Source organism: Pseudomonas sp. 2848, assembly GCF_003253945.1.
Classification (GTDB): domain Bacteria; phylum Pseudomonadota; class Gammaproteobacteria; order Pseudomonadales; family Pseudomonadaceae; genus Aquipseudomonas.
This window is the reverse complement of record NZ_QKZD01000001.1, coordinates 315,527-336,783: the sequence shown is the minus strand read 5'-3', so window position 1 is coordinate 336,783 and position 21,257 is coordinate 315,527. Positions and strand designations below refer to the sequence as shown.

The window sequence follows — 21,257 nt, the reverse complement described above, 5'->3', positions numbered from 1 at the left end:
AGGCGGCCATGGCGTTCACCGACCCGTTCATCCGCCGCCCGGTGCTGGCCTGCGTGGTCAGCCTGCTGATCCTGCTGCTGGGCCTGCAGGCCTGGAGCAAGCTGCAGATCCGCCAGTACCCACAGATGGAAAACGCCCTGATCACGGTGACCACCGCCTACCCAGGGGCCAACGCCGAGACCATCCAGGGCTACATCACCCAGCCGCTGCAGCAGAGCCTAGCCAGCGCCGACGGCATCGACTACATGACCTCGGTGAGCCGGCAGAACTTCTCGATCATTTCGGTCTACGCGCGGATCGGCGCCGACACCGACCGCCTGTTCACCCAGTTGCTGGCCAAGGCCAACGAGGTGCGCAACAAGCTGCCCCAGGACTCCGAGGATCCGGTACTGAGCAAGGAGGCCGCCGACGCCTCGGCACTGATGTACATCAGCTTCTACAGCAAGGAAATGAGCAACCCACAGATCACCGACTACCTGTCACGGGTCATCCAGCCCAAGCTGGCCACGTTGCCGGGCATGGCCGAGGCCGAGATCCTCGGCAACCAGGTGTTCGCCATGCGCATCTGGATCGACCCGGTGAAGCTGGCCGGCTTCGGCCTGTCGGCGGTAGACGTGACCAACGCCGTGCGCCGCTACAACTTCCTCTCTGCGGCCGGCGAAGTGAAGGGCGAGTACGTGGTCACCAGCATCAACGCCACCACCGAGCTCAAGTCGGCCGAAGCCTTCGCAGCCCTGCCGGTGAAGACCAGCGGCGACAGCCGGGTGCTGCTGGGCGACGTGGCCCGGGTGGAAATGGGTGCGGAGAACTACGACACGGTCAGCTCGTTCGACGGCACGCCATCGGTGTACATCGGCATCAAGGCCACGCCGGCAGCCAACCCGCTGGAGGTGATCAAGGAGGTGCGACGGATCATGCCGCAGCTCGAGGAAGCACTGCCCTCCGGCCTCAAAGTGTCTATCGCCTACGACGCCACCCTGTTCATACAGGCCTCTATCGACGAGGTGATCAAGACCCTCGGCGAAGCGGTACTGATCGTCATCGTCGTGGTGTTCCTGTTCCTCGGCGCCCTGCGTTCGGTGGTGATCCCGGTGGTGACCATCCCGCTGTCGATGATCGGCGTACTGTTTTTCATGCAGATGATGGGCTACTCGCTGAACCTGCTGACCCTGCTGGCGATGGTACTGGCCATCGGCCTGGTGGTGGATGACGCCATCGTCGTGGTGGAAAACATCCACCGTCATATCGAGGAAGGCAAGACGCCTTTCGAAGCGGCCCTGGAGGGTGCCCGCGAGATCGCCCTGCCGGTAGTGTCGATGACCATCACCCTCGCCGCGGTGTACGCCCCCATTGGTTTTCTTACCGGGCTGACCGGCGCCCTGTTCAAGGAGTTCGCCCTGACCCTGGCCGGTGCCGTGGTCATCTCCGGCATCGTCGCGCTCACCCTCTCCCCGATGATGTGCGCCTTGCTGCTGCGCCACGAACAGAACCCCAGCGGCCTGGCCCACCGCCTGGACCTGATCTTCGACGCGCTCAAGGTGCGCTACCAGCGCCTGCTGCACGGCACGCTGAACAGCCGCCCGGTGGTGCTGGTGTTCGCCGTGCTCATCCTGTGCCTGATCCCGGTGCTGCTGATGTTCACCCGCAACGAGTTGGCCCCGGAGGAGGACCAGGGGGTGATCTTCATGATGAGCAGTTCGCCGCAGACCGCGAACCTGGACTACCTCAACGCCTATACCGACCAGTTCACGCCGATCTTCAAAGGTTTCCCCGAGTACTACTCGTCATTCCAGATCAATGGTTTCAACGGCGTGCAGAGCGGTATCGGCGGCTTCCTGCTCAAGCCCTGGAACGAACGCGAGCGTACGCAGATGCAGCTGTTGCCGTTGGTACAGGCCGAACTCGAACAGATCGGCGGCCTGCAGATCTTCGGTTTCAACCTGCCGTCGCTGCCCGGCACCGGCGAGGGCCTGCCGTTCCAGCTGGTGATCAACACCGCCGGTGACTACCCGGCGCTGCTGGAGGTGGCGCAACGGGTCAAGGAACGCGCCCAGGCCTCGGGCAAGTTCGCCTTCCTCGACATCGACCTGGCCTTCGACAAACCCGAGGTAGTGATCGACATCGACCGCGCCAAGGCGGCGCAGATGGGCGTGTCGATGGACACCCTGGGCAGCACCCTGGCGACCTTGCTGGGCGAGGCCGAGATCAACCGCTTCACGCTGGAGGGCCGCAGCTACAAGGTCATCGCCCAGGTCGAACGGCCCTACCGCGCCAACCCCGGCTGGCTGAACAGCTACTACGTGAAGAACGAGCAAGGCCAGCTGTTGCCATTATCGACCTTGATCACCCTGAGCGACCGGGCCCGACCGCGACAGCTCAACCAGTTCCAGCAGCTGAACTCGGCGATCATCCAGGGCGTTCCGCTGGTGAGCATGGGTGAAGCACTGGATACCGTGCGCGCCATCGCCCGCGAGGAGGCGCCGGAAGGTTTTTCGCTGGACTATGCCGGAACAGCGCGGCAGTTCGTCCAGGAGGGCAGCGCGTTATGGGTGACCTTCGGCCTGGCGCTGGCGATCATCTTCCTGGTGCTGGCGGCGCAGTTCGAGAGTTTCCGCGATCCGCTGGTGATTCTGGTGACAGTGCCGTTGTCCATCTGCGGGGCGCTCTTGCCGCTGTTCCTCGGGGTCTCGAGCATGAACATCTATACCCAGGTAGGGTTGGTGACACTGATCGGGCTGATTACCAAGCATGGGATTCTCATTGTCGAGTTTGCCAATCAGCTACGGGACGAGCGGGGGCTTGGGGTACGCGAGGCGATCGAAGAAGCCGCGGCGATTCGCTTGCGGCCGGTGCTGATGACCACGGCGGCCATGGTGTTCGGCATGGTGCCTTTGATTCTGGCTACCGGTGCCGGGGCGGTCAGCCGGTTTGATATCGGGATGGTGATTGCTACCGGGATGTCGGTGGGGACTTTGTTTACGTTGTTTGTTTTGCCGTGCATTTATAGTGTTTTGGCGCATAAGGAAGGGATTGGTATTCGTAGGTGATTGTTTTTGGTTTTGTATGCGTATTCGTAGACGATATCGACATTTAGTCACCTTTCCGCCCTTACGGCGGCCGACTTTTGTCGTGGCAAAAGTCGGCAAAACCGTTCGGCTCCGTTCATACGGCCCCTACGCTTCGCTCCGGGGTTCCCTCGCTCCGTTCTTGCTCCCGTGGGTACCACGCTGTACGCCCCATCCTGGGGCGCAGCGCTCGACGGCCATCCATGGCCGTCGCCCCACTACGCAAGAACTCCGCTCGGCCTCCTGAAGTCGCAATTGCCGGCGCCTGAACTGTCGCGCGCTTAGAAGCAAGAGCCGGAACAGGAAATGCGAAGCTTACTGTTTCAAAGTTAGTTATGTATTGGCTGTTCCGGCCTATCGCGGGGCAAGCCCGCTCCCACGTTAATCCCGCAACAAGCTGAATCCATCTGCGTGGGAGCGGGCTGGCCCCGCGAAACAATCGAGAGATTAATTACGCTCCAACTAGCGACAGCTGCGCCAGTCCAGGCGCCGCCCGTAACTTCGCGACTTCAGGAGGCCGAACGCAGGTCTTGCGGAGGGAGGTGACGGGCATGGATGCCCGTCAAGCGCTGGGGCCCAGGATGGGCCCTGCAGCGCGGTCCTCCCGGGAGCAAGGCCGGAGTGAGGGAACCCGGAGCGAAGCGCAGGGCCGGATGAATGGAGCGAGGATTTTTTGGTTCCTTTTTGATCCTTCAAAAAGGGACCCGCCGTAAGGGCGGAAAGGTGAATAAGCGTCGGCATCACAAATGAATGCGCATACAACTTCCAAAACCACCAAACAACAACAACAACAACAACAACAACAACAAGGGGCGAATCAGAAGTCAGAACAACCAACCCCAATCCGCCCCCATGTCAAAAACCTGATATCAATTCAAAGCATCAAGCAAAGCCTGATTCATCTCCGGCGTCCCAATGGTAATCCGCAGGAACTGCGCAATCCGCTCCTGCTTGAAATGCCGAACAATCACCCCCTGCTCACGAAGCCGCGCCGCGATCCCGGCAGCATCCTGCCCGGGATGCCGGGCGAAGATAAAGTTCGCCGCCGAAGGCAGCACTTCGAACCCACGCGCCACCAACTCAGAAACCAGCAAGTCCCGGCTGTCGATAACCTTGCGGCAGGTCTCATCGAAATACTCACGGTCGTCGAACGCCGCCGCCGCCCCGACAATCGCCATGCGATCCAACGGATAGGAGTTGAAGCTGTTCTTGATCCGCTCCAACGCCTCGATCAGGTCAGGATGCCCCACCGCCAGGCCAACCCTGAGCCCCGCCAGCGAACGCGACTTGGACAAGGTCTGGGTCACCAGCAGGTTGTCATAGCGATCAACCAGGCTGATGGCCGTTTCGCCACCGAAATCGATGTAGGCCTCATCGACCACCACCACCGAATCCCGGTTGGCCTGCAGCAGTTGCTCGACCGCCTCAAGCGGTAACAGGCAGCCGGTCGGCGCATTGGGGTTGGGGAAGATGACCCCGGCATTAGGCTTGCTGTAGTCCGAGACCCGGATCTGGAACTGCTCATCCAACGCCACCTGCTCGAACGCGATACCGTACAGGCCGCAATACACCGGGTAGAAGCTGTAACTGACATCCGGGAACAGCAGCGGCCCACGGTCGTGCTGGAACAGGCCATGGAAAATGTGCGCCAGCACCTCGTCCGAACCGTTGCCGACGAACACCTGGGCCGGTGTCACACCATAGTACTCGGCCACCGCCTGCTTGAGCCGGTCACCGTTCGGGTCCGGATACAGCCGCAGGTTGTCGTTGAGCTCGCCGCGCATGGCCTCCAACGCCTTGGGCGACGGGCCATAGGGGTTCTCGTTGGTGTTCAGCTTGACCAGACGCGCCAGCTTGGGCTGCTCGCCCGGCACGTAAGGCACCAGGTCCTTGACGAAGGGACTCCAGAAACGACTCATGCTCAGTTCCCCTTCTCGTTGAGGATGCGGTATTCGGCGCTACGGGCATGGGCGGTCAGCGACTCGCCACGGGCCAGCACCGAAGCGGTATGACCCAGTTCGGATGCGCCCTGCTCGGAGCAGAAGATGATCGACGAACGCTTCTGGAAGTCGTACACACCCAGTGGCGAAGAGAAGCGCGCGGTGCCGGAGGTTGGCAACACATGGTTGGGGCCTGCGCAGTAGTCGCCCAGCGCCTCGCTGGTGTGGCGGCCCATGAAGATCGCGCCGGCATGGCGGATCTGCGGCAACCAGGCCTGCGGGTCGGCCACCGACAGCTCCAGGTGCTCAGGGGCGATGCGGTTGGCCACCTCGATGGCCTGCTGCATGTCACGCACCTGGATCAGCGCGCCACGGCCATTGATCGACTTCTCGATGATCTCGGCACGCTCCATGGTCGGCAGCAGCTTGTCGATGCTGGCAGCGACGCGATCGAGGAAAGCGGCGTCCGGGCTGACCAGGATCGCCTGGGCATCCTCGTCGTGTTCGGCCTGGGAGAACAGGTCCATGGCGATCCAGTCCGGATCGGTCTGGCCGTCGCAGACCACCAGAATCTCCGAAGGGCCGGCGATCATGTCGATACCAACCTGGCCGAACACATGGCGCTTGGCAGTGGCCACGTAGATGTTGCCCGGGCCGACGATCTTGTCCACCTGCGGCACGCTCTCGGTACCGTAGGCCAGGGCTGCCACGGCCTGGGCACCACCGACGGTGAACACACGGTCGACCCCGGCGATGCAGGCCGCGGCGAGTACCAGTTCGTTGACCTCGCCACGCGGGGTCGGCACTACCATCACCACCTCGCCGACGCCCGCGACCTTGGCCGGAATGGCATTCATCAACACCGACGACGGGTACGATGCCTTGCCACCAGGCACATACAGCCCGGCGCGGTCCAGCGGCGTGACCTTCTGGCCGAGGACGGTGCCGTCAGCCTCGGTATACTGCCACGAGTCCTGCTTCTGCCGCTCATGGTAGATACGCACGCGGTTGGCGGCCTTTTCCAGAGCCTCGCGCTGCACCGGGGTAATGCGCGTCAGCGCCAGCTCCAGGCGCTCGCGATCGAGGATCAGGTCATCGATTGTCTTGGCATCGACGCCATCGAAACGCTGGGTGAACTCCACCAGCGCCTGGTCACCGCGCTCACGCACGGCCTTGATGATGTCGAGCACGCGCTGGTTGACCGCGTCATCGGACACACTTTCCCAGCTCAGCAGATGATCCAGATGTCGGGCGAAATCCTGGTCAGCGGCGTTGAGACGGGCAATTGCAGTGGACACGGTCATGGCGAGGGCCTCGTTATTAGCGGATGTTCAGGCGCCCTAAAGCTACCACTCCATCCGCGCGGGCACCTGAGAAAAAAGGCTATGACGCGGATAGACGGGCGCGACAGCGGAGGTCGCGCGCAGAGGTCAGCCGCGGTGTCGCGATTCGACGGCGTTGCGCAGGGTGTCGATCAGGCTCTGGATACGGGCGTGCTGCATCTTCATGGAGGCCTTGTTGACCACCAGGCGCGAGCTGATCGTGGCGATCAGGTCCTGGGGCTCGAGGCCGTTGGCGCGCAGGGTATTGCCGGTGTCGACCACGTCGATGATCTTGTCGGCAAGGTTGATCAGCGGCGCCAGCTCCATGGAGCCGTACAGCTTGATGATGTCGACCTGGCGGCCCTGTTCGGCATAGTAGCGCTTGGCTACATTGACGAACTTGGTAGCCACGCGCAGGCGACCTTTGGGCTCGGGTGCGCCGGTTACGCCAGCGGTCATCAGCTTGCACTGGGCGATCTGCAGGTCCAGGGGTTCGTACAGGCCCTGGCCACCGTACTCCATCAGCACGTCCTTGCCGGCCACACCGAGGTCGGCGGCGCCATGCTCGACATAGGTCGGCACATCGGTGGCACGCACGATGAGCAGGCGCACATCATCCTGCGTGGTGGGGATGATCAGCTTGCGGCTCTTGTCCGGATTCTCGGTCGGCACGATACCGGCCTCGGCCAGCAGTGGCAGGGTATCGTCGAGAATACGGCCTTTGGATAGCGCGATGGTCAACATTGGAACGTCGGTCCTTAAGCGTCTACTGCCGGCCGGGCTCAGCAGCCCGACCACATACGATTCGGCTGGCGCGTCCCTGCGCCACGATGACTGCTAGCCCGGTACGCGACGGATCTTCGCGCCCAGCATCTGCAGTTTCTCCTCGATGCACTCGTAGCCACGGTCGATGTGGTAGATGCGATCGATCAGGGTGTCGCCTTCGGCGACCAGCGCCGACAGCACCAGGCTGGCGGAAGCACGCAGGTCGGTGGCCATTACCGGCGCACCTTTGAGCGCCTTGACGCCAGTGACGATGGCGGTGTTGCCCTCGACCTGGATCTGCGCGCCCATGCGGTGCATCTCATACACGTGCATGAAGCGGTTCTCGAAGATGGTCTCGATTACCGCGCCAGTGCCTTCGGCGATGGCGTTGAGCGAAATGAACTGCGCCTGCATGTCGGTCGGGAACGCCGGGTACGGAGCGGTACGCAGGTTGACGGCCTTCGGCCGCTTGCCGTGCATGTCCAGCTCGATCCAGTCTTCGCCAGTGGTGATGTCGGCGCCGGCTTCCTTGAGCTTCTCGAGGACGGCTTCGAGGATGGTCGGGTCGGTATCCTTGACCTTGACGCGGCCACCGGTAACGGCAGCGGCGACCAGGTAGGTGCCGGTCTCGATACGGTCGGGCATGACACGGTAGTTGGCCGAGTGCAGGCGCTCGACGCCATCGATGGTGATGGTGTCGGTACCGGCACCCTGGATCTTCGCACCCATGGCGATCAGGAAGTTGGCCAGGTCGACCACCTCCGGCTCACGGGCGGCGTTCTGCAGCACGCTGCGGCCCTTGGCCAGGGCAGCGGCCATCATGATGTTCTCGGTGCCGGTGACGCTGACGGTATCGAAGAAGAAGTGCGCGCCACGCAGGCCCCCTTCGGGGGCCTTGGCCTTGATGTAGCCGCCTTCGACGTCGATCTTCGCGCCCATGGCCTCGAGGCCGCGGATGTGCAGGTCGACCGGACGCGAACCGATGGCGCAGCCACCCGGCAGGGCCACTTCGGCCTCGCCGAAGCGGGCCACCATGGGGCCGAGCACCAGGATCGAGGCGCGCATGGTCTTGACCAGCTCGTAGGGAGCGACCAGGGTCTTGATGGTACGCGGGTCGATCTCCACCGAAAGCTTTTCGTCGATCACAGGCTCGATGCCCATGCGGCCGAACAGCTCGATCATGGTGGTGATGTCGTGCAGGTGCGGCAGGTTGCCGACCGTGACCGGGCCATCGCACAGCAGGGTGGCCGAAAGGATCGGCAGGGCGGAGTTCTTTGCGCCGGAAATGCGGATCTCGCCATCGAGACGCGCGCCACCAGTGATAATCAGTTTGTCCATACGTATCTCGCCGCCAAGTAGGCTCAGGTGCGCTCAGCCCAGGCTGCGCTGCTGAAGAATTTCATGGTTACCGCGTGAATGCTGCCGTTGGCGATCCACGGATTGAGGTGAGCATAGATCGCCTGCTGACGCTTGACCGGGCTCTGGCCGGCCAGCTCGTCGCTGATCACGTTCAACTGGAAGTTGCAGCCTTCGCCTTCAACTTCGACCTGGGTTCCCGGCAATTTCTCTTCCAGAAAGCTTTTAACTTCTACGGCCTGCATGCTCAACCTCGATCGGCGCCCAACGCGCGCGGGTCGGCCATCATACAAAAAAGCCCCTCGCCTGCGAAGCCCATGACGGGGCGCACTGACCGAGGGGCCTTTCCCGAACGGCAGGGCATCAGCCCGCCAATACCTCATCGAGGTCATAGACCCCGGCAATTTCCTGCATGTTCTCGGGGATACCGCGCAACTCCCAGGTTTTTCCAGCCGCCTGGGCATCGCGCATAAACCCCAGCAGCAACGACAGGCCAACGCTGCTCGATTTGACCACCGCAGTGCAATCGAACACCAGGCGCGCCTCGCCACTGGCGGCGATCAACGCCTTGCCCTGTTTGCGCAGGGCCGGGCCACTGCGGTAATCCAGCACACCGGCCAGGACAAGAACGCCCGGCGCGGCCATGCTCACGGCGGCGTCGCTCATTTGACTTCCTTATCCGGCGAGCTGTCGGCTGTTTCCTTGGCCTTGGCCACTTCACCGGCCCAACCGTCGATGGTCTTGTCCAGGTTGTTGCCGTTACGCTGCATGGCATCCTGGAACTGGTCGCGGAACAGCTTGCCGATGTTGATGCCGTTGACGATGACGTTACGCACCTTCCACTCGCCGTCCAGCTTGACCATGGTGTACTGCACCGGATAGACCGCGCCGTTGGTGCCGGTGATCTTCATGCCGACACTGGTGCGATCGTCACCCTCGGCCTTGGCCGGATCGACGGTGATCCCCTGGTTGTTGTACTCCAGCAAGGCGTTGCCATAGAACTGCATCAGGCTGCGCTTGAAGTTCTCCTGGAAGCGCTGCATCTGCTCGGGCGAGGCCTTGCGCGAATACTTGACCGTCATGATGCTCTTGGAGATTCCGTCGGCATCGACCACCGGGCCAAGGTTGGCGTTGAGCGCGTTGTAGAACGCGTTGGGGTCGGCCTTGTACTGCTCCTTGTTGCTCTTCAGGTCGCTGAGCAACTGGGTGGTGGTGCCCTGGATCACATCACGGGCAGACTGCCCCGGCGCTGCCAGGGCCAGCAGGGGAAAGGCCGCCAGCAGGACCAGCAGGCCACGTCGCAGGATCGAAATCATGGAAACTCCTTAATTAGCCGGTTGAGCTTCTTTCGGTTCCTTGCCCACCGAGTTGAGCAGGAACTTGCCGATCAGATCTTCCAGCACCAGCGCCGACTGCGTGTCGTGGATGGTGCCGCCATCCTTGAGAACCACGTCCTCGCCGCCCACGCTGATGCCGATGTACTTCTCGCCCAGCAGGCCGGCGGTCAGGATCGAGGCAGTGGAGTCGGTCGGCAGGTTGTCGACATGCTTGTCCAGCTGCAGCGTCACCCGACCGGTATACGAGTCGCGGTCCAGATCGATGGCCGTGACCTTGCCGATGGTCACACCGGCCATGGTCACTTTAGCTCTGACCGTCAAACCGGCGATATTGTCGAAGTACGCATAAACTTTATATGTGTCGCTGCTCGGGCTGGCCGACAGCCCGCTGACACGCAGGGCCAGCAGCAGCAGCGCCAGGATCCCGGCCAGGAGGAACAGGCCGACACCGATTTCCAGGGTGCGGTTTTGCATCAGAAATCTCCAAACATCAAGGCGGTCAGAATAAAGTCCAGACCCAGGACTGCCAACGAGGCATAGACCACGGTCTTGGTGGTGGCACGGCTGATCCCTTCTGAAGTGGGCTCACAGTCGTACCCCTGGAATACGGCGATCCAGGTGACGACGAAGGCGAACACCAGGCTCTTGATCAGCCCGTTGAGCACGTCGTCGCTGAAAGAGACGCTGTTCTGCATGTTGCCCCAGAACGAGCCTTCGTAGACGCCCAGCCAGTCCACGGCGACCCACGAGCCGCCCCAGATGCCCACCACACTGAAGATCAGCGCCAGCAGCGGCAGCGAAATGAAGCCGGCCCACAGGCGAGGCGCCACGATGTACTTGAGCGGGTCGACGCCGATCATTTCCAGGCTCGACAGCTGCTCGGTGGATTTCATGTTGCCGATTTCGGCGGTCAGCGCGGAGCCCGCGCGGCCGGCGAACAGCAACGCGGTGACCACCGGCCCCAGCTCGCGCAGCAGGGTCAGGGCGACCATCTGCCCCACCGCCTGTTCCGAGCCGTACTTGTTGAGAATGCTGTAGCCCTGCAGGGCCAGGACCATGCCGATGAACACGCCGGACACGACGATGATCGCCAGCGACAGCACACCCACCGAATACAGTTGCTTGACCAGCAGCTGGAAACCGCCGCCGATACCACTGCGCCCGCCCAGCGAATGGCCGAGGAACAGGCACGAGCGTCCCAGTACGGCCAGCACATCGATGGCCGAACGGCCGAACAGACGGATACGTTCGAGTAAGGATTTTCTGCGCATCAACGCGTCCCCAGCAAATCGGCGCGGTAGTCAGGCGCAGGGAAGTGGAAGGGTACCGGGCCATCAGGGTCGCCTTTCATGAACTGGCGGATGCGCGGGTTGTCCGAGCCCATCAGTTCGTCCGGCGTGCCCTGCCCCAGCACCTGGCCATCGCCGACCACATAGATGTAGTCGGCAATGCTCGCGGTTTCCGCAAGGTCATGGGACACCACGATACTGGTGATGCCCAGGGCATCGTTGAGCAGGCGGATCAGGCGCACCAGCACGCCCATGGCGATCGGGTCCTGGCCGACGAACGGCTCGTCGTACATGAGGATCTGCGGGTCCAGGGCGATCGCACGGGCCAGTGCCACACGGCGCTTCATGCCGCCAGACAGTTCGTCGGGCATCAGGTCGATGGCGCCGCGCAGCCCCACGGCCTGCAGCTTCATCAGCACGATGTCGCGGATCATCTCGTCCGACAGCTGCGTATGCACCCGCAGCGGGAAGGCCACGTTCTCGAACACATCCAGGTCGGTGAACAGCGCACCGCTCTGGAACAGCACGCCCATCTGCTTGCGCGCATCGAACAGGTCGCCCCGCGACAGCGCGGGCAGGTTCTGCCCATTGACCCAGACTTCGCCGCCGGCCGGGCGCAACTGCGCGCCCATCAGGCGCAGCAAGGTGGTCTTGCCACACCCCGAAGGCCCCATGATACCGGTGACCTTGCCGCGGGGAATGCGTATGTCCACGTTGCTGAAAATGCTGCGCGAACCGCGCTTGAAGGTGACGCCCTTCAACTCGACCGCGTAGGCGCTATCCACACTCATCTAGACTCCTTGCTAGTGCAGCCTCGTCATAGTGGACGCCTGCCTTCATCTTGAAGGCACACAGGTCCCCGGCGGGCCGAATAGCGGCGAACTATAGCACCGCTGATAGGCCCGCCCCAAGGCCGTCACCCCACTCGTTCAGGGCCGAGACAGGCAGGCGCGGCATCCATATGACATTCGAAGGATGAGCCTTTCACACATTGCGGCTATAATCGCCGCCTTTTCATCAGGCATTGCGTTTCGACATGACCCAATCCAGCGAGCTGATCCAATCCGCCCAGCGTACCCTGCGCCTCGAACTCGAGGCCGTGGAGGCCTTGCTGGCCCGCATCGACGGGGACTTCGTCAAGGCCTGCGAACTGATCCTGGCCAGCAAGGGACGGGTCGTGGTGGTAGGCATGGGCAAGTCGGGGCACATCGGCAACAAGATCGCCGCCACCCTGGCCAGCACCGGCACCCCGGCGTTCTTCGTGCACCCGGCCGAGGCCAGCCATGGCGACATGGGCATGATCACCCGTGACGATGTCATTCTTGCCCTGTCCAACTCCGGCAGCACCGCCGAGATCATCACCCTGCTGCCTTTGATCAAGCGCCTGGGCATCCAGATGATCAGCCTCACCGGCAAACCGGACTCGCCCCTGGCCCAGGCCGCCGAGGTCAACCTCGACGCCAGCGTCGCCCAGGAAGCCTGCCCGCTCAACCTTGCGCCGACCTCCTCCACCACCGCGGCGCTGGCGCTGGGCGACGCCCTGGCCATCGCCCTGCTGGAGGCGCGCGGTTTCACCGCCGAAGACTTCGCCTTCTCCCACCCGGGCGGCGCGCTGGGCCGTCGCCTGCTGCTGAAGGTCGAGCACGTCATGCATGCCGGCGAAGAGCTGCCTGTGGTAAAGAGCGGCACCCTGCTCAAGGACGCGCTGCTTGAAATGTCTCGCAAAGGTTTGGGCATGACCGTGGTGCTGGGTAACGACGGCAAGCTGGCCGGCGTCTTCACCGACGGTGACCTGCGCCGCAGCCTGGACCGCAACATCGACGTGCACAAGACGCTCATCGACGAAGTCATGACCGTGCACGGCAAGACCGCCCGCGCCGAGATGCTCGCCGCCGAGGCACTGAAGATCATGGAAGACCACAAGATCAGCGCGCTGGTGGTTGTCGACCAGGACGACCGCCCGACCGGCGCCCTGAACATGCACGACCTGCTGCGCGCCGGAGTGATGTAAATGAACCAGGATCTGATGCAACGCGCCAAGACTATCAAGCTGGCGGTGTTCGACGTTGACGGCGTGCTCACCGATGGCCGCCTGTACTTCCTCGAGGACGGCAGCGAGTTCAAGACCTTCAACACCCTCGACGGCCACGGCATCAAGATGCTCATGGCCTCGGGCGTGACCACCGCGATCATCAGCGGGCGCAAGACCCCTGTGGTCGAGCGCCGGGCGAAGAACCTTGGTATCCCGCACCTGTTCCAGGGCCGCGAGGACAAACTGGTGGTGCTGGACGGCCTGCTCGCCGAACTCAATCTAAGCTATGAACAGGTCGCCTACCTCGGCGACGACCTGCCCGACCTGCCGGTGATCCGCCGCGTCGGCCTGGGCATGGCGGTGCAGAATGCCGCGGCCTTCGTTCGCCAGCACGCCCACGGCGTTACCCAGGCCCGCGGCGGCGAAGGCGCCGCCCGCGAGTTCTGTGAACTGATCATGCAGGCCCAGGGCACCCTGGACGCTGCCAACGCCCATTACCTGTAAGGCTGCCCATGCTCAGCAAGAAGATCAGAAATGTCGCGCTGCTAGGCGGGATCGCTGCCGTGCTGGTTGCGGTAGGCTACTGGAACATCAGCCCGGAAAGCTTCCTCGAACAGCCCCAGGCCCAGGTCGACCAGAGCGCCATCGACTACTACGCGATCAACGCCCACAGCTTGCAGTTCCTGCCCGACGGCAAGCTGCAGTACGAAATGACCGCCGCCAAGGTCGAGCACCTCAAGGCCAGCGAGGTCACCCTGGTGACCACGCCCGACCTGCACATGTACCGTGGTACCGAATACCCCTGGCATGTGCAGAGCAAACGCGCCGAGGTCAACCCGGACGGCACCGAGGTGGAGTTGATCGACGAGGTGCGCGTGGCGCGCACCGACGAGAAGCAACGCGAAACCATCATCACCAGCACACGCATGACCGTGTTCCCGCAGAAGCAATATGCGCAGACCGAGCAAGCCGTTAGAATCGACGGCGCCGGTGGCACGACTACGGGCAAAGGAATGAAAGCGTATTTGAAAGAAGGCAGGATGGACCTGCTCTCTAACGTAAGAGGACAGTATGAGGCTCGTTAAAACCATCCCCCTTCTGCTCAGCCTGGGCGTAGCACTGGGAAGCGCGAGCGCCTTCGCCCTGCCGAACGACCGGGACCAGCCGATCCGCATCCAGGCGGACAACGCCCATCTGGACGACAAACAGGGCGTGGCCACCTACACGGGCGACGTGATCATCACCCAGGGTTCGATGATGATCAAAGGCAACACCGTGACCATGACCCGCGCCGCCAACGGCGATATCGATGTGGTCACCTCGGTGGGCAACCTGGCCTACTTCGAGCAGCAGCAGAGTGCCGCCAAGCCCGACAAGATGAAAGGCTGGGCCGTGACCATCCAGTACCAGGCGCAGAAAGACGTGGTGATCCTCACCGACCGCGCCAAGGTCGAGAACGAAGGCAACACCACCGAAGGCGAGAAGATCGTCTACAACACCAAGTCCCAGGTGGCTACCGCCGGACGCGGTGGCAACGTGACTGCACCGCGTCAGCGTATCGACATGGTCATTCAACCGAAGAAAAAGGCCGAGTAAATGGCAACCCTCAAAGCCCAGCACCTGGCCAAGAGCTACAAGGGCAGGCAAGTCGTGCGCGACGTCAGCCTGTCCATCGACAGCGGCCAGATCGTCGGCCTGCTCGGCCCCAACGGCGCCGGCAAGACCACCTGTTTCTACATGATCGTCGGCCTGGTCCAGGCCGACCAGGGCCGTGTGCTGATCGACAGCCTCGATGTCAGCCACCAGCCGATGCACGGGCGCGCCCAGGCCGGTATCGGCTACCTGCCGCAGGAAGCGTCGATCTTCCGCAAGCTGTCGGTGGCCGACAACATCATGGCCATCCTCGAGACCCGCAAGGACCTCGATCGCGAAGGGCGCCGCAAGGAGCTGGAAAGCCTGCTGCAGGAGTTCCACATCAGCCATATCCGCGACAACCTGGGCATGAGCCTGTCCGGTGGCGAACGTCGCCGGGTCGAGATCGCCCGCGCCCTGGCCACCGCACCCAAGTTCATCCTGCTGGACGAACCGTTCGCCGGTGTCGACCCGATTTCCGTCGGCGACATCAAGCAGATCATCCACCACCTCAAGAACAAGGGCATCGGCGTACTGATCACCGACCACAACGTTCGCGAGACCCTGGATATCTGCGAGACGGCCTACATCGTCAACGATGGCCAACTGATCGCCGAAGGCGATGCCGAGACCATCCTGGCCAACCAGTTGGTCAAGGAAGTTTACCTGGGGCACGAGTTCCGACTCTGACCACAGGCCTGCCCGGAGCACTGGCGAATGCGCCTGATCGGGGCTTAAGTTGTTACAGTGCTCTAGGCAAACGCTGCAATTTCAGGCATATAACTTGCTTAAAGTCGGCGCCCAAGCGCCCTACGTGTAGTGGATGGCGCATGCGCGCCGGCAACAAGGTATTAAGCCCCAGCCATGAAACCATCGCTCGTCCTAAAAATGGGCCAGCAACTGACGATGACACCTCAGTTGCAACAGGCCATCCGCCTGCTTCAGCTCTCCACCCTGGACCTCCAGCAGGAAATCCAGGAAGCGCTGGAGTCCAACCCGATGCTCGAACGTCAGGAAGACGGCGAGGACTTCGACAACAGCGACCCCATGGCGGACAACGCCGAGAACAAGCCGACCGCCGAAGCCCAGGACAACAGTTTCCAGGAAACCTCCAGCAGTACCACGGAAAACCTGGAGGACGGCGAATGGGCCGAGCGGATCCCCAACGAATTGCCGGTCGACACCGCCTGGGAAGACATCTACCAGACCAGTGCCAGCAGCCTGCCGAGCAACGATGACGACGAATGGGACTTCACCACCCGTACGTCGGTGGGCGAGAGCCTGCAAAGCCACCTGCTGTGGCAGCTCAACCTGGCGCCGATGTCCGACACCGACCGGCTGATCGCCGTCACCCTGATCGACAGCATCAACGCCCAGGGCTACCTGGAAGACACCCTCGAAGAAATCTGCGCCGGTTTCGACCCGGAGCTGGACATCGAGCTGGACGAGGTCGAGGCGGTGCTGCACCGCATCCAGCAGTTCGAGCCGGCCGGCATTGGCGCCCGCACCCTCGGCGAATGCCTGCTGCTGCAACTGCGCCAGCTGCCGGCGTCGACACCCTGGATGAGCGAGGCACAGCGCCTGGTCACCGACTTCATCGACCTGCTCGGCAGCCGCGACTACAGCCAGCTGATGCGCCGGATGAAGCTCAAGGAAGACGAACTGCGCCAGATCATCGAACTGGTACAGAGCCTCAACCCGCGCCCGGGCTCGCAGATCGAGTCCAGTGAACCCGAATACGTCGTGCCCGACGTCATCGTGCGCAAGGACAGCGAGCGCTGGCTGGTCGAGCTCAACCAGGAGGCAGTGCCGAAGCTGCGCGTCAATCCGCAGTACGCCGGCTTCGTCCGTCGCGCCGACACCAGCGCCGACAATACCTTCATGCGCAACCAGTTGCAGGAGGCGCGCTGGTTCATCAAGAGCCTGCAGAGCCGCAACGAGACGCTGATGAAAGTGGCGACGCAGATCGTCGAGCACCAGCGTGGCTTCCTCGACCATGGCGACGAGGCCATGAAGCCGCTGGTCCTGCATGACATCGCCGAGGCGGTGGGCATGCACGAATCGACCATTTCCCGGGTGACCACGCAGAAATACATGCACACCCCGCGCGGCATCTACGAACTGAAATACTTTTTCTCGAGCCACGTGAGCACCGCCGAAGGCGGCGAATGCTCGTCCACGGCAATCCGCGCGATCATCAAGAAACTGGTGGCTGCGGAAAATCAGAAAAAGCCATTGAGTGACAGCAAGATCGCTGGTTTACTGGAGGCACAAGGCATCCAGGTAGCCCGTCGCACCGTCGCCAAGTATCGCGAGTCGTTGGGGATCGCCCCTTCGAGCGAGCGCAAGCGGCTGATGTAGCCCCCGGATGTGCCACAGCGTTTCAGTGGCAGGTGCAACACCTGCCTCTTTATGCACGGGCAACAAAGGAGAAGCTGTATGCAAGTCAACATCAGTGGACAGCATGTAGAAGTCACCCAACCACTGCGCGATTACGTGCTCGAGAAGCTCGCCCGGGTGGAGGGTCATTTCGACAAGATCACCAACGTGACGGTGATCATGAAAGTCGAGAAGCTTCAGCAGAAGATCGAAGCCACGCTCCAGATTCCCGGCGGTGAGGTGGTTGCAAACGCCGAACACCAAGACATGTATGCAGCGATCGATGCCCTGGCCGACAAGCTCGACCGCCAACTGAAAAAACACAAGGAAAAACAGCAAAGCCTGCTGCAAGGCGCAGCCGCCCGCTGATCCCCCTCATCCATGATCCGACTTGAAACCATCCTGACCCCCGGCCGTTCCCTCGTGAACGTGCCGGGCGGCAGTAAGAAGCGCGCCCTGGAAAAGGTCGCCAACCTGATCGCCGAGCAAGTACCCGAGCTGGAGATGCAAGACGTCTTCGACAGCCTGTGGGCTCGCGAAAAACTGGGCTCCACCGGTTTTGGCAATGGCATCGCCATACCCCATTGCCGCCTGGCAGGTTGCAGCGCGCCTGTCAGCGCCCTGCTGCATCTGGAAGCCCCCATTGATTACGATGCCATCGATGGCGCCCCGGTCGACCTGCTGTTTGTCCTGCTGGTCCCGGAAGCCGCCACCGACGCGCACCTAGAACTGCTGCGCCAGATCGCCAGCATGCTTGATCGCAAGGAGGTCCGCGATAAACTGCGTGCCGCCGATAGCAGCGAGACCCTCTACCAGGTCGTCCTGGACGTACAAAACGAGCACTGAACATGCGCCTGATCATCGTCAGCGGTCGCTCCGGCTCCGGTAAGAGCACCGCCCTCGACGTGCTGGAAGACAACGGCTATTACTGCATCGACAACCTGCCCGCCGGGCTGTTGCCGCAGCTGGCTGAAAACGCCTTGATCAACACAGAGCTGTTGCAACCCAAGGTTGCGGTCTCGATCGATGCACGCAACCTGCCCAGCCATCTGTCACGCTTCCCTCAGTTGCTGGAAGAGGCACGCTCCCGGCATATTCAGTGCGACGTGCTGTATCTGGATGCCGACGAAGACACACTGCTCAAGCGTTTTTCGGAAACCCGCCGCCGCCATCCACTGACCAACGACAGCCGTTCGCTGGCTGAGGCAATCCGGGTGGAGAGCGAGCTGCTTGGGCCGATCGCCGACCTTGCCGACCTGAAGATCGATACCACCAACCTGAACCTGTACCAGTTGCGTGACTCGATCAAGCTGCGCCTGCTCAACCAGCCCGAGCCCGGCACTGCGTTTCTCGTCGAGTCATTCGGTTTCAAGCGTGGCATGCCGGTGGATGCCGACCTGGTGTTCGACGTGCGCTGCCTGCCCAACCCGTACTGGAAGCCGGAACTTCGCGAACATTCCGGCCTCGAACAGCCGGTGATCGACTACCTGGCCGCGCAGCCGGACGTCGAGGAGATGTTCCAGGACATTTCCAGCTACCTGCTCAAATGGCTGCCGCGCTTCGCCGCCAGCAACCGCGCCTATGTCACTATCGCCATCGGCTGTACCGGCGGCCACCACCGCTCGGTGTACATTACCGAACGGCTTGGCCAACTGCTCCAGCAATCCCTGAAAAACGTCCAGGTCCGCCACCGCGACCTCTAGCCACAGGATCCGCCCCACGATGCCCGCCCGCGAAATCACCATCATCAACAAGCTGGGCCTGCATGCGCGGGCGGCCGCCAAGTTCGTCGGCGTGGCCGGGCGCTTCCCCTGCCAGGTACGGGTCGGGCGCGCGCCGGACAAGCTGGTGGACGGCAAGAGCATCATGGCGGTAATGATGCTCGCCGCCGGCAAGGGCACTCAGGTGCACCTGCTCACCGAGGGCGAGCAGGACACCGACGCCATGGAAGCGTTGGTCGCGTTGATCGAGAACTTCTTCGACGAAGGCGAATGAGCCAGGCGAGGACGGCAAACGGATAATTGGAGCGTGGGAGCGGGCTTGCCCCGCGATGCCAGTGTCGCCGGTGCGATGCATCGCGGGGCAAGCCCGCTCTCACGCCAATACTGCGATAACTGCTTCGCCAGCAAGGCTGGCTCCGGCAGTTTCTGAGCTGCGGCGTCAGGACATCGCCGTGTCCATTACCATCATCAGACAGAACCCAACACACAACCCCAGGCTCGCCAGGCGGTGATGCCCGTTGCTGCGTGACTCCGGAATGATCTCCTGGGTCACCACCAGCAGCATCGCCCCCGCCGCGCAGGCCAGGCCCAACGGCAGCAACAGTTCGGCAATGTTGACCAGCCAGGCACAGATCACCGCTGCCAGCGGCTCGACCAGCCCCGATGCCGCACCGATCAGAAACGCCTTGAAGCGCGGCATGCCCGCCCCTGCCAGCACCAGCGCAATCACCAGGCCCTCAGGCACATCCTGCAACGCGATGCCCATGGCCAGGCTATCGGCATCAGGCATCCCGCCACCGGCGGAAACCCCGATCGCCATGCCTTCGGGGATGTTGTGGGCAATGATGGCGATGACGAACAGCCAGATCCGCGCGGCGATAACAGGTTGCCGCTCACTGCCGACCAGGGCCTCCGGTGAAGCGCCGGAGACCTTGAGGTCGACCAGAAACAGGCACAACGCGCCGAACAACAGGCCGCTGCTGATCACACCACCGGCGCCCCATGGGCTGAAGCCGATGGCCTGGGCCGCATCCAGCCCGGGAATGATCAGCGAGAATGCGGTGGCCGCCAACATCACCCCAGCACCAAAACCGAGCAAGGTGTCGGCCACGGCCACTGGCATGTTACGGATTACCAGCACCGGCACCGCGCCCAAGGCCGTCCCCAATGCGCACAGGGCTCCGCCCTCCAGGGCTCGCAACATGCGCGGTTCCAGGTCCAGCCAGGCGATGCCACGCGTCACCAGCAACGCGGTGCCGACCAGCAACAACACGGTCCCAAGCGCCAGACGGAACAGGCGCACACTGCTGACAGACATCACCTGCGAGCGCATACCGGCCACACTCACTTCAGGGCTTCAAGGTAGCGGCGTTCCACTTCGGCCCAGTCGACCACGTTGTAGAAGGCGCCGATGTACTCAGGACGGCGGTTCTGGTACTTCAGGTAATAGGCGTGCTCCCACACATCCAGGCCGAGGATCGGCGTATTGCCGTGCATCAGCGGGCTGTCCTGGTTACCGCTGCTCTCCACAACCAGCGTTTTCTGCGGGGTCACGCAGAGCCAGGCCCAGCCACTGCCGAACCGGCTCAGCGCGGCCTTGGTGAAGGCCTCCTTGAACGCCTCGAAACCACCAAGTTGCTCGTCAATGGCCTGGGCTACCTGACCCTCGGGTTGGCCACCGCCCTTGGGCGACATGACGGTCCAGAACAACGTGTGGTTGGCATGGCCACCGCCCTGGTTGACCACCGCCCCTTGCAGTTTCTCGGGCAGTTGCTTGACTGCGCCCACCAGTCGCTCCACCGGCCATTCGGCCCATTCGGTGCCCTCGATGGCGGCGTTGAGGTTGTTGATGTAGGTCTGATGGTGCTTGCTGTGGTGGATCTCCATGGTTTGGGTATCGATGTGCGGTTCCAGCGCATCGTAGGCGTAGGGCAACGCAGGCAAGGTATGTGGCATGTCAGTGGATTCCGTAGGCAGGTTTGCGTTCCGTGATGTCCGCGTGCGCGACCAGCTCGCTGGCTGCGGGGGCCTGGTGGTTCAGCAGGCGCTCGGTACGCGGGTATTGGCCGTACTCGGCGATGAAGCTCAGCAGTTCGGTGTAGGTGCGCCCGCTGTGGCGCAAGGCCGCGTCGCGCAGGGCCTGGGGCAGGCGTTGTTCCTGGCTGGCCTGGAGCAGCCGCTGGTGCGCCGCGCACAGGTAGTCGGCGCTTTCGTGCGGCTGGTTCAGGCGCAGGTGCAGGTCGGCCAGGTTATGGTGGGCGATAACCAGTGCGGCCACCGCCTCGTCGACGTCATGCCAGCGCTCGAACAGCACCTGGGCCAAGGCCAGTGCTTGCAGGTAGTGCTCCCGGGCGTCGACCAGCTCGCCCTGCTCGAACAGGCGGTTTGCATCTTGGGTGGTGCGTTTCCAATGCTGCAT

General features: G+C 62.7%; 24 protein-coding genes. 11 read left to right on the top strand and 13 right to left on the bottom strand.

All coding sequences use genetic code 11. The features are described from left to right. Window positions 1-8 precede the first annotated feature (8 nt). The gene (locus tag DFS21_RS01595) at window positions 9-3,047 is read left to right on the top strand and encodes a multidrug efflux RND transporter permease subunit (RefSeq protein ID WP_111531720.1); all 3,039 of its coding nucleotides are present in this window, start codon (window positions 9-11) and stop codon (window positions 3,045-3,047) included. Window positions 3,048-3,934: 887 nt separating this feature from the next. Here the strand turns inward: DFS21_RS01595 and hisC are convergent. From hisC to DFS21_RS01545, 10 genes are all read right to left on the bottom strand, one after another. Next, the gene (gene hisC, locus DFS21_RS01590) at window positions 3,935-4,984 is read right to left on the bottom strand and encodes a histidinol-phosphate transaminase (protein WP_110700385.1); all 1,050 of its coding nucleotides are present in this window, start codon (window positions 4,982-4,984) and stop codon (window positions 3,935-3,937) included. Between the two features lie 2 nt (window positions 4,985-4,986). Next, on the bottom strand, window positions 4,987-6,309 hold the full coding sequence (gene hisD / locus DFS21_RS01585; RefSeq protein WP_102682722.1) for a histidinol dehydrogenase: 1,323 nt from the start codon (window positions 6,307-6,309) through the stop codon (window positions 4,987-4,989). Between the two features lie 126 nt (window positions 6,310-6,435). After that, the gene (hisG, locus tag DFS21_RS01580) at window positions 6,436-7,071 is read right to left on the bottom strand and encodes an ATP phosphoribosyltransferase (protein ID WP_023630427.1); all 636 of its coding nucleotides are present in this window, start codon (window positions 7,069-7,071) and stop codon (window positions 6,436-6,438) included. Window positions 7,072-7,164: 93 nt separating this feature from the next. Beyond that, the gene (gene murA, locus DFS21_RS01575; protein WP_046856963.1) at window positions 7,165-8,430 is read right to left on the bottom strand and encodes a UDP-N-acetylglucosamine 1-carboxyvinyltransferase; all 1,266 of its coding nucleotides are present in this window, start codon (window positions 8,428-8,430) and stop codon (window positions 7,165-7,167) included. Between the two features lie 23 nt (window positions 8,431-8,453). Next, on the bottom strand, window positions 8,454-8,693 hold the full coding sequence (locus tag DFS21_RS01570) for a BolA family protein (protein ID WP_023630425.1): 240 nt from the start codon (window positions 8,691-8,693) through the stop codon (window positions 8,454-8,456). A gap of 118 nt (window positions 8,694-8,811) precedes the next feature. Continuing rightward, window positions 8,812-9,114, bottom strand: a complete 303-nt coding sequence (locus DFS21_RS01565; protein WP_110700387.1) for a lipid asymmetry maintenance protein MlaB — start codon at window positions 9,112-9,114, stop codon at window positions 8,812-8,814. Then, window positions 9,111-9,764: a phospholipid-binding protein MlaC gene (locus DFS21_RS01560; RefSeq protein WP_046856965.1), complete on the bottom strand. Its 654-nt coding sequence runs from the start codon at window positions 9,762-9,764 to the stop codon at window positions 9,111-9,113. The genes DFS21_RS01565 and DFS21_RS01560 overlap by 4 nt, the downstream gene beginning before the upstream one ends. 9 nt (window positions 9,765-9,773) lie before the next feature. Beyond that, on the bottom strand, window positions 9,774-10,259 hold the full coding sequence (gene mlaD, locus DFS21_RS01555) for an outer membrane lipid asymmetry maintenance protein MlaD (RefSeq protein WP_046856966.1): 486 nt from the start codon (window positions 10,257-10,259) through the stop codon (window positions 9,774-9,776). Then, complete coding sequence (gene mlaE / locus DFS21_RS01550) at window positions 10,259-11,056, bottom strand: lipid asymmetry maintenance ABC transporter permease subunit MlaE (RefSeq protein ID WP_031315029.1); 798 nt, start codon at window positions 11,054-11,056, stop codon at window positions 10,259-10,261. The genes mlaD and mlaE overlap by 1 nt, the downstream gene beginning before the upstream one ends. Beyond that, on the bottom strand, window positions 11,056-11,865 hold the full coding sequence (locus DFS21_RS01545) for an ATP-binding cassette domain-containing protein (protein ID WP_023630420.1): 810 nt from the start codon (window positions 11,863-11,865) through the stop codon (window positions 11,056-11,058). Before DFS21_RS01545 ends, mlaE begins: the two co-directional genes overlap by 1 nt. Window positions 11,866-12,110: 245 nt before the next feature. Here DFS21_RS01545 and DFS21_RS01540 point away from each other — a divergent pair, with 245 nt between their 5' ends. The 10 genes from DFS21_RS01540 (at window position 12,111) to DFS21_RS01495 (ending at window position 19,112) form a co-directional block, all read left to right on the top strand. Further along, entirely contained in the window at window positions 12,111-13,085 is a 975-nt protein-coding gene (locus DFS21_RS01540; RefSeq protein WP_110700391.1) for a KpsF/GutQ family sugar-phosphate isomerase, read from the top strand. Next, a complete protein-coding gene (locus DFS21_RS01535; protein WP_110700393.1) occupies window positions 13,086-13,610 on the top strand; it encodes an HAD family hydrolase in 525 nt (174 codons plus the stop codon). It abuts the gene before it with no gap. A gap of 8 nt (window positions 13,611-13,618) precedes the next feature. After that, complete coding sequence (lptC, locus tag DFS21_RS01530) at window positions 13,619-14,191, top strand: LPS export ABC transporter periplasmic protein LptC (RefSeq protein ID WP_046856968.1); 573 nt, start codon at window positions 13,619-13,621, stop codon at window positions 14,189-14,191. Then, window positions 14,178-14,702 (top strand): lipopolysaccharide transport periplasmic protein LptA, encoded by a 525-nt coding sequence (lptA, locus tag DFS21_RS01525; protein ID WP_111531719.1) that lies wholly within the window; start codon window positions 14,178-14,180, stop codon window positions 14,700-14,702. Before lptC ends, lptA begins: the two co-directional genes overlap by 14 nt. Next, window positions 14,703-15,428: an LPS export ABC transporter ATP-binding protein gene (lptB, locus tag DFS21_RS01520; RefSeq protein WP_023629084.1), complete on the top strand. Its 726-nt coding sequence runs from the start codon at window positions 14,703-14,705 to the stop codon at window positions 15,426-15,428. Window positions 15,429-15,602: 174 nt separating this feature from the next. Next, the gene (locus DFS21_RS01515) at window positions 15,603-17,099 is read left to right on the top strand and encodes an RNA polymerase factor sigma-54 (RefSeq protein ID WP_102682718.1); all 1,497 of its coding nucleotides are present in this window, start codon (window positions 15,603-15,605) and stop codon (window positions 17,097-17,099) included. Between the two features lie 78 nt (window positions 17,100-17,177). Next, the gene (gene hpf / locus DFS21_RS01510; protein ID WP_023629086.1) at window positions 17,178-17,486 is read left to right on the top strand and encodes a ribosome hibernation-promoting factor, HPF/YfiA family; all 309 of its coding nucleotides are present in this window, start codon (window positions 17,178-17,180) and stop codon (window positions 17,484-17,486) included. Between the two features lie 12 nt (window positions 17,487-17,498). Next, on the top strand, window positions 17,499-17,963 hold the full coding sequence (gene ptsN / locus DFS21_RS01505) for a PTS IIA-like nitrogen regulatory protein PtsN (protein ID WP_110700394.1): 465 nt from the start codon (window positions 17,499-17,501) through the stop codon (window positions 17,961-17,963). A gap of 2 nt (window positions 17,964-17,965) precedes the next feature. Continuing rightward, the gene (gene rapZ / locus DFS21_RS01500) at window positions 17,966-18,820 is read left to right on the top strand and encodes an RNase adapter RapZ (protein WP_023629088.1); all 855 of its coding nucleotides are present in this window, start codon (window positions 17,966-17,968) and stop codon (window positions 18,818-18,820) included. A 19-nt stretch (window positions 18,821-18,839) separates the two neighbouring features. Continuing rightward, window positions 18,840-19,112 carry an HPr family phosphocarrier protein gene (locus DFS21_RS01495; protein WP_046856970.1) on the top strand — a complete coding sequence of 91 codons (273 nt, stop codon included), beginning with the start codon at window positions 18,840-18,842 and terminating at the stop codon, window positions 19,110-19,112. A gap of 165 nt (window positions 19,113-19,277) precedes the next feature. Here DFS21_RS01495 and DFS21_RS01490 read toward each other — a convergent pair whose 3' ends face one another. The 3 genes from DFS21_RS01490 to DFS21_RS01480 are packed head-to-tail and all read right to left on the bottom strand — an operon-like array spanning window position 19,278 to window position 21,257. Continuing rightward, window positions 19,278-20,171, bottom strand: coding sequence for a ZIP family metal transporter (locus DFS21_RS01490; protein ID WP_110700674.1), 894 nt, complete (start codon window positions 20,169-20,171; stop codon window positions 19,278-19,280). A gap of 11 nt (window positions 20,172-20,182) precedes the next feature. Further along, window positions 20,183-20,794 (bottom strand): superoxide dismutase, encoded by a 612-nt coding sequence (locus DFS21_RS01485; protein WP_110700396.1) that lies wholly within the window; start codon window positions 20,792-20,794, stop codon window positions 20,183-20,185. A 1-nt stretch (window position 20,795) separates the two neighbouring features. Next, window positions 20,796-21,257 carry a hypothetical protein gene (locus DFS21_RS01480; RefSeq protein WP_111531718.1) on the bottom strand — a complete coding sequence of 154 codons (462 nt, stop codon included), beginning with the start codon at window positions 21,255-21,257 and terminating at the stop codon, window positions 20,796-20,798.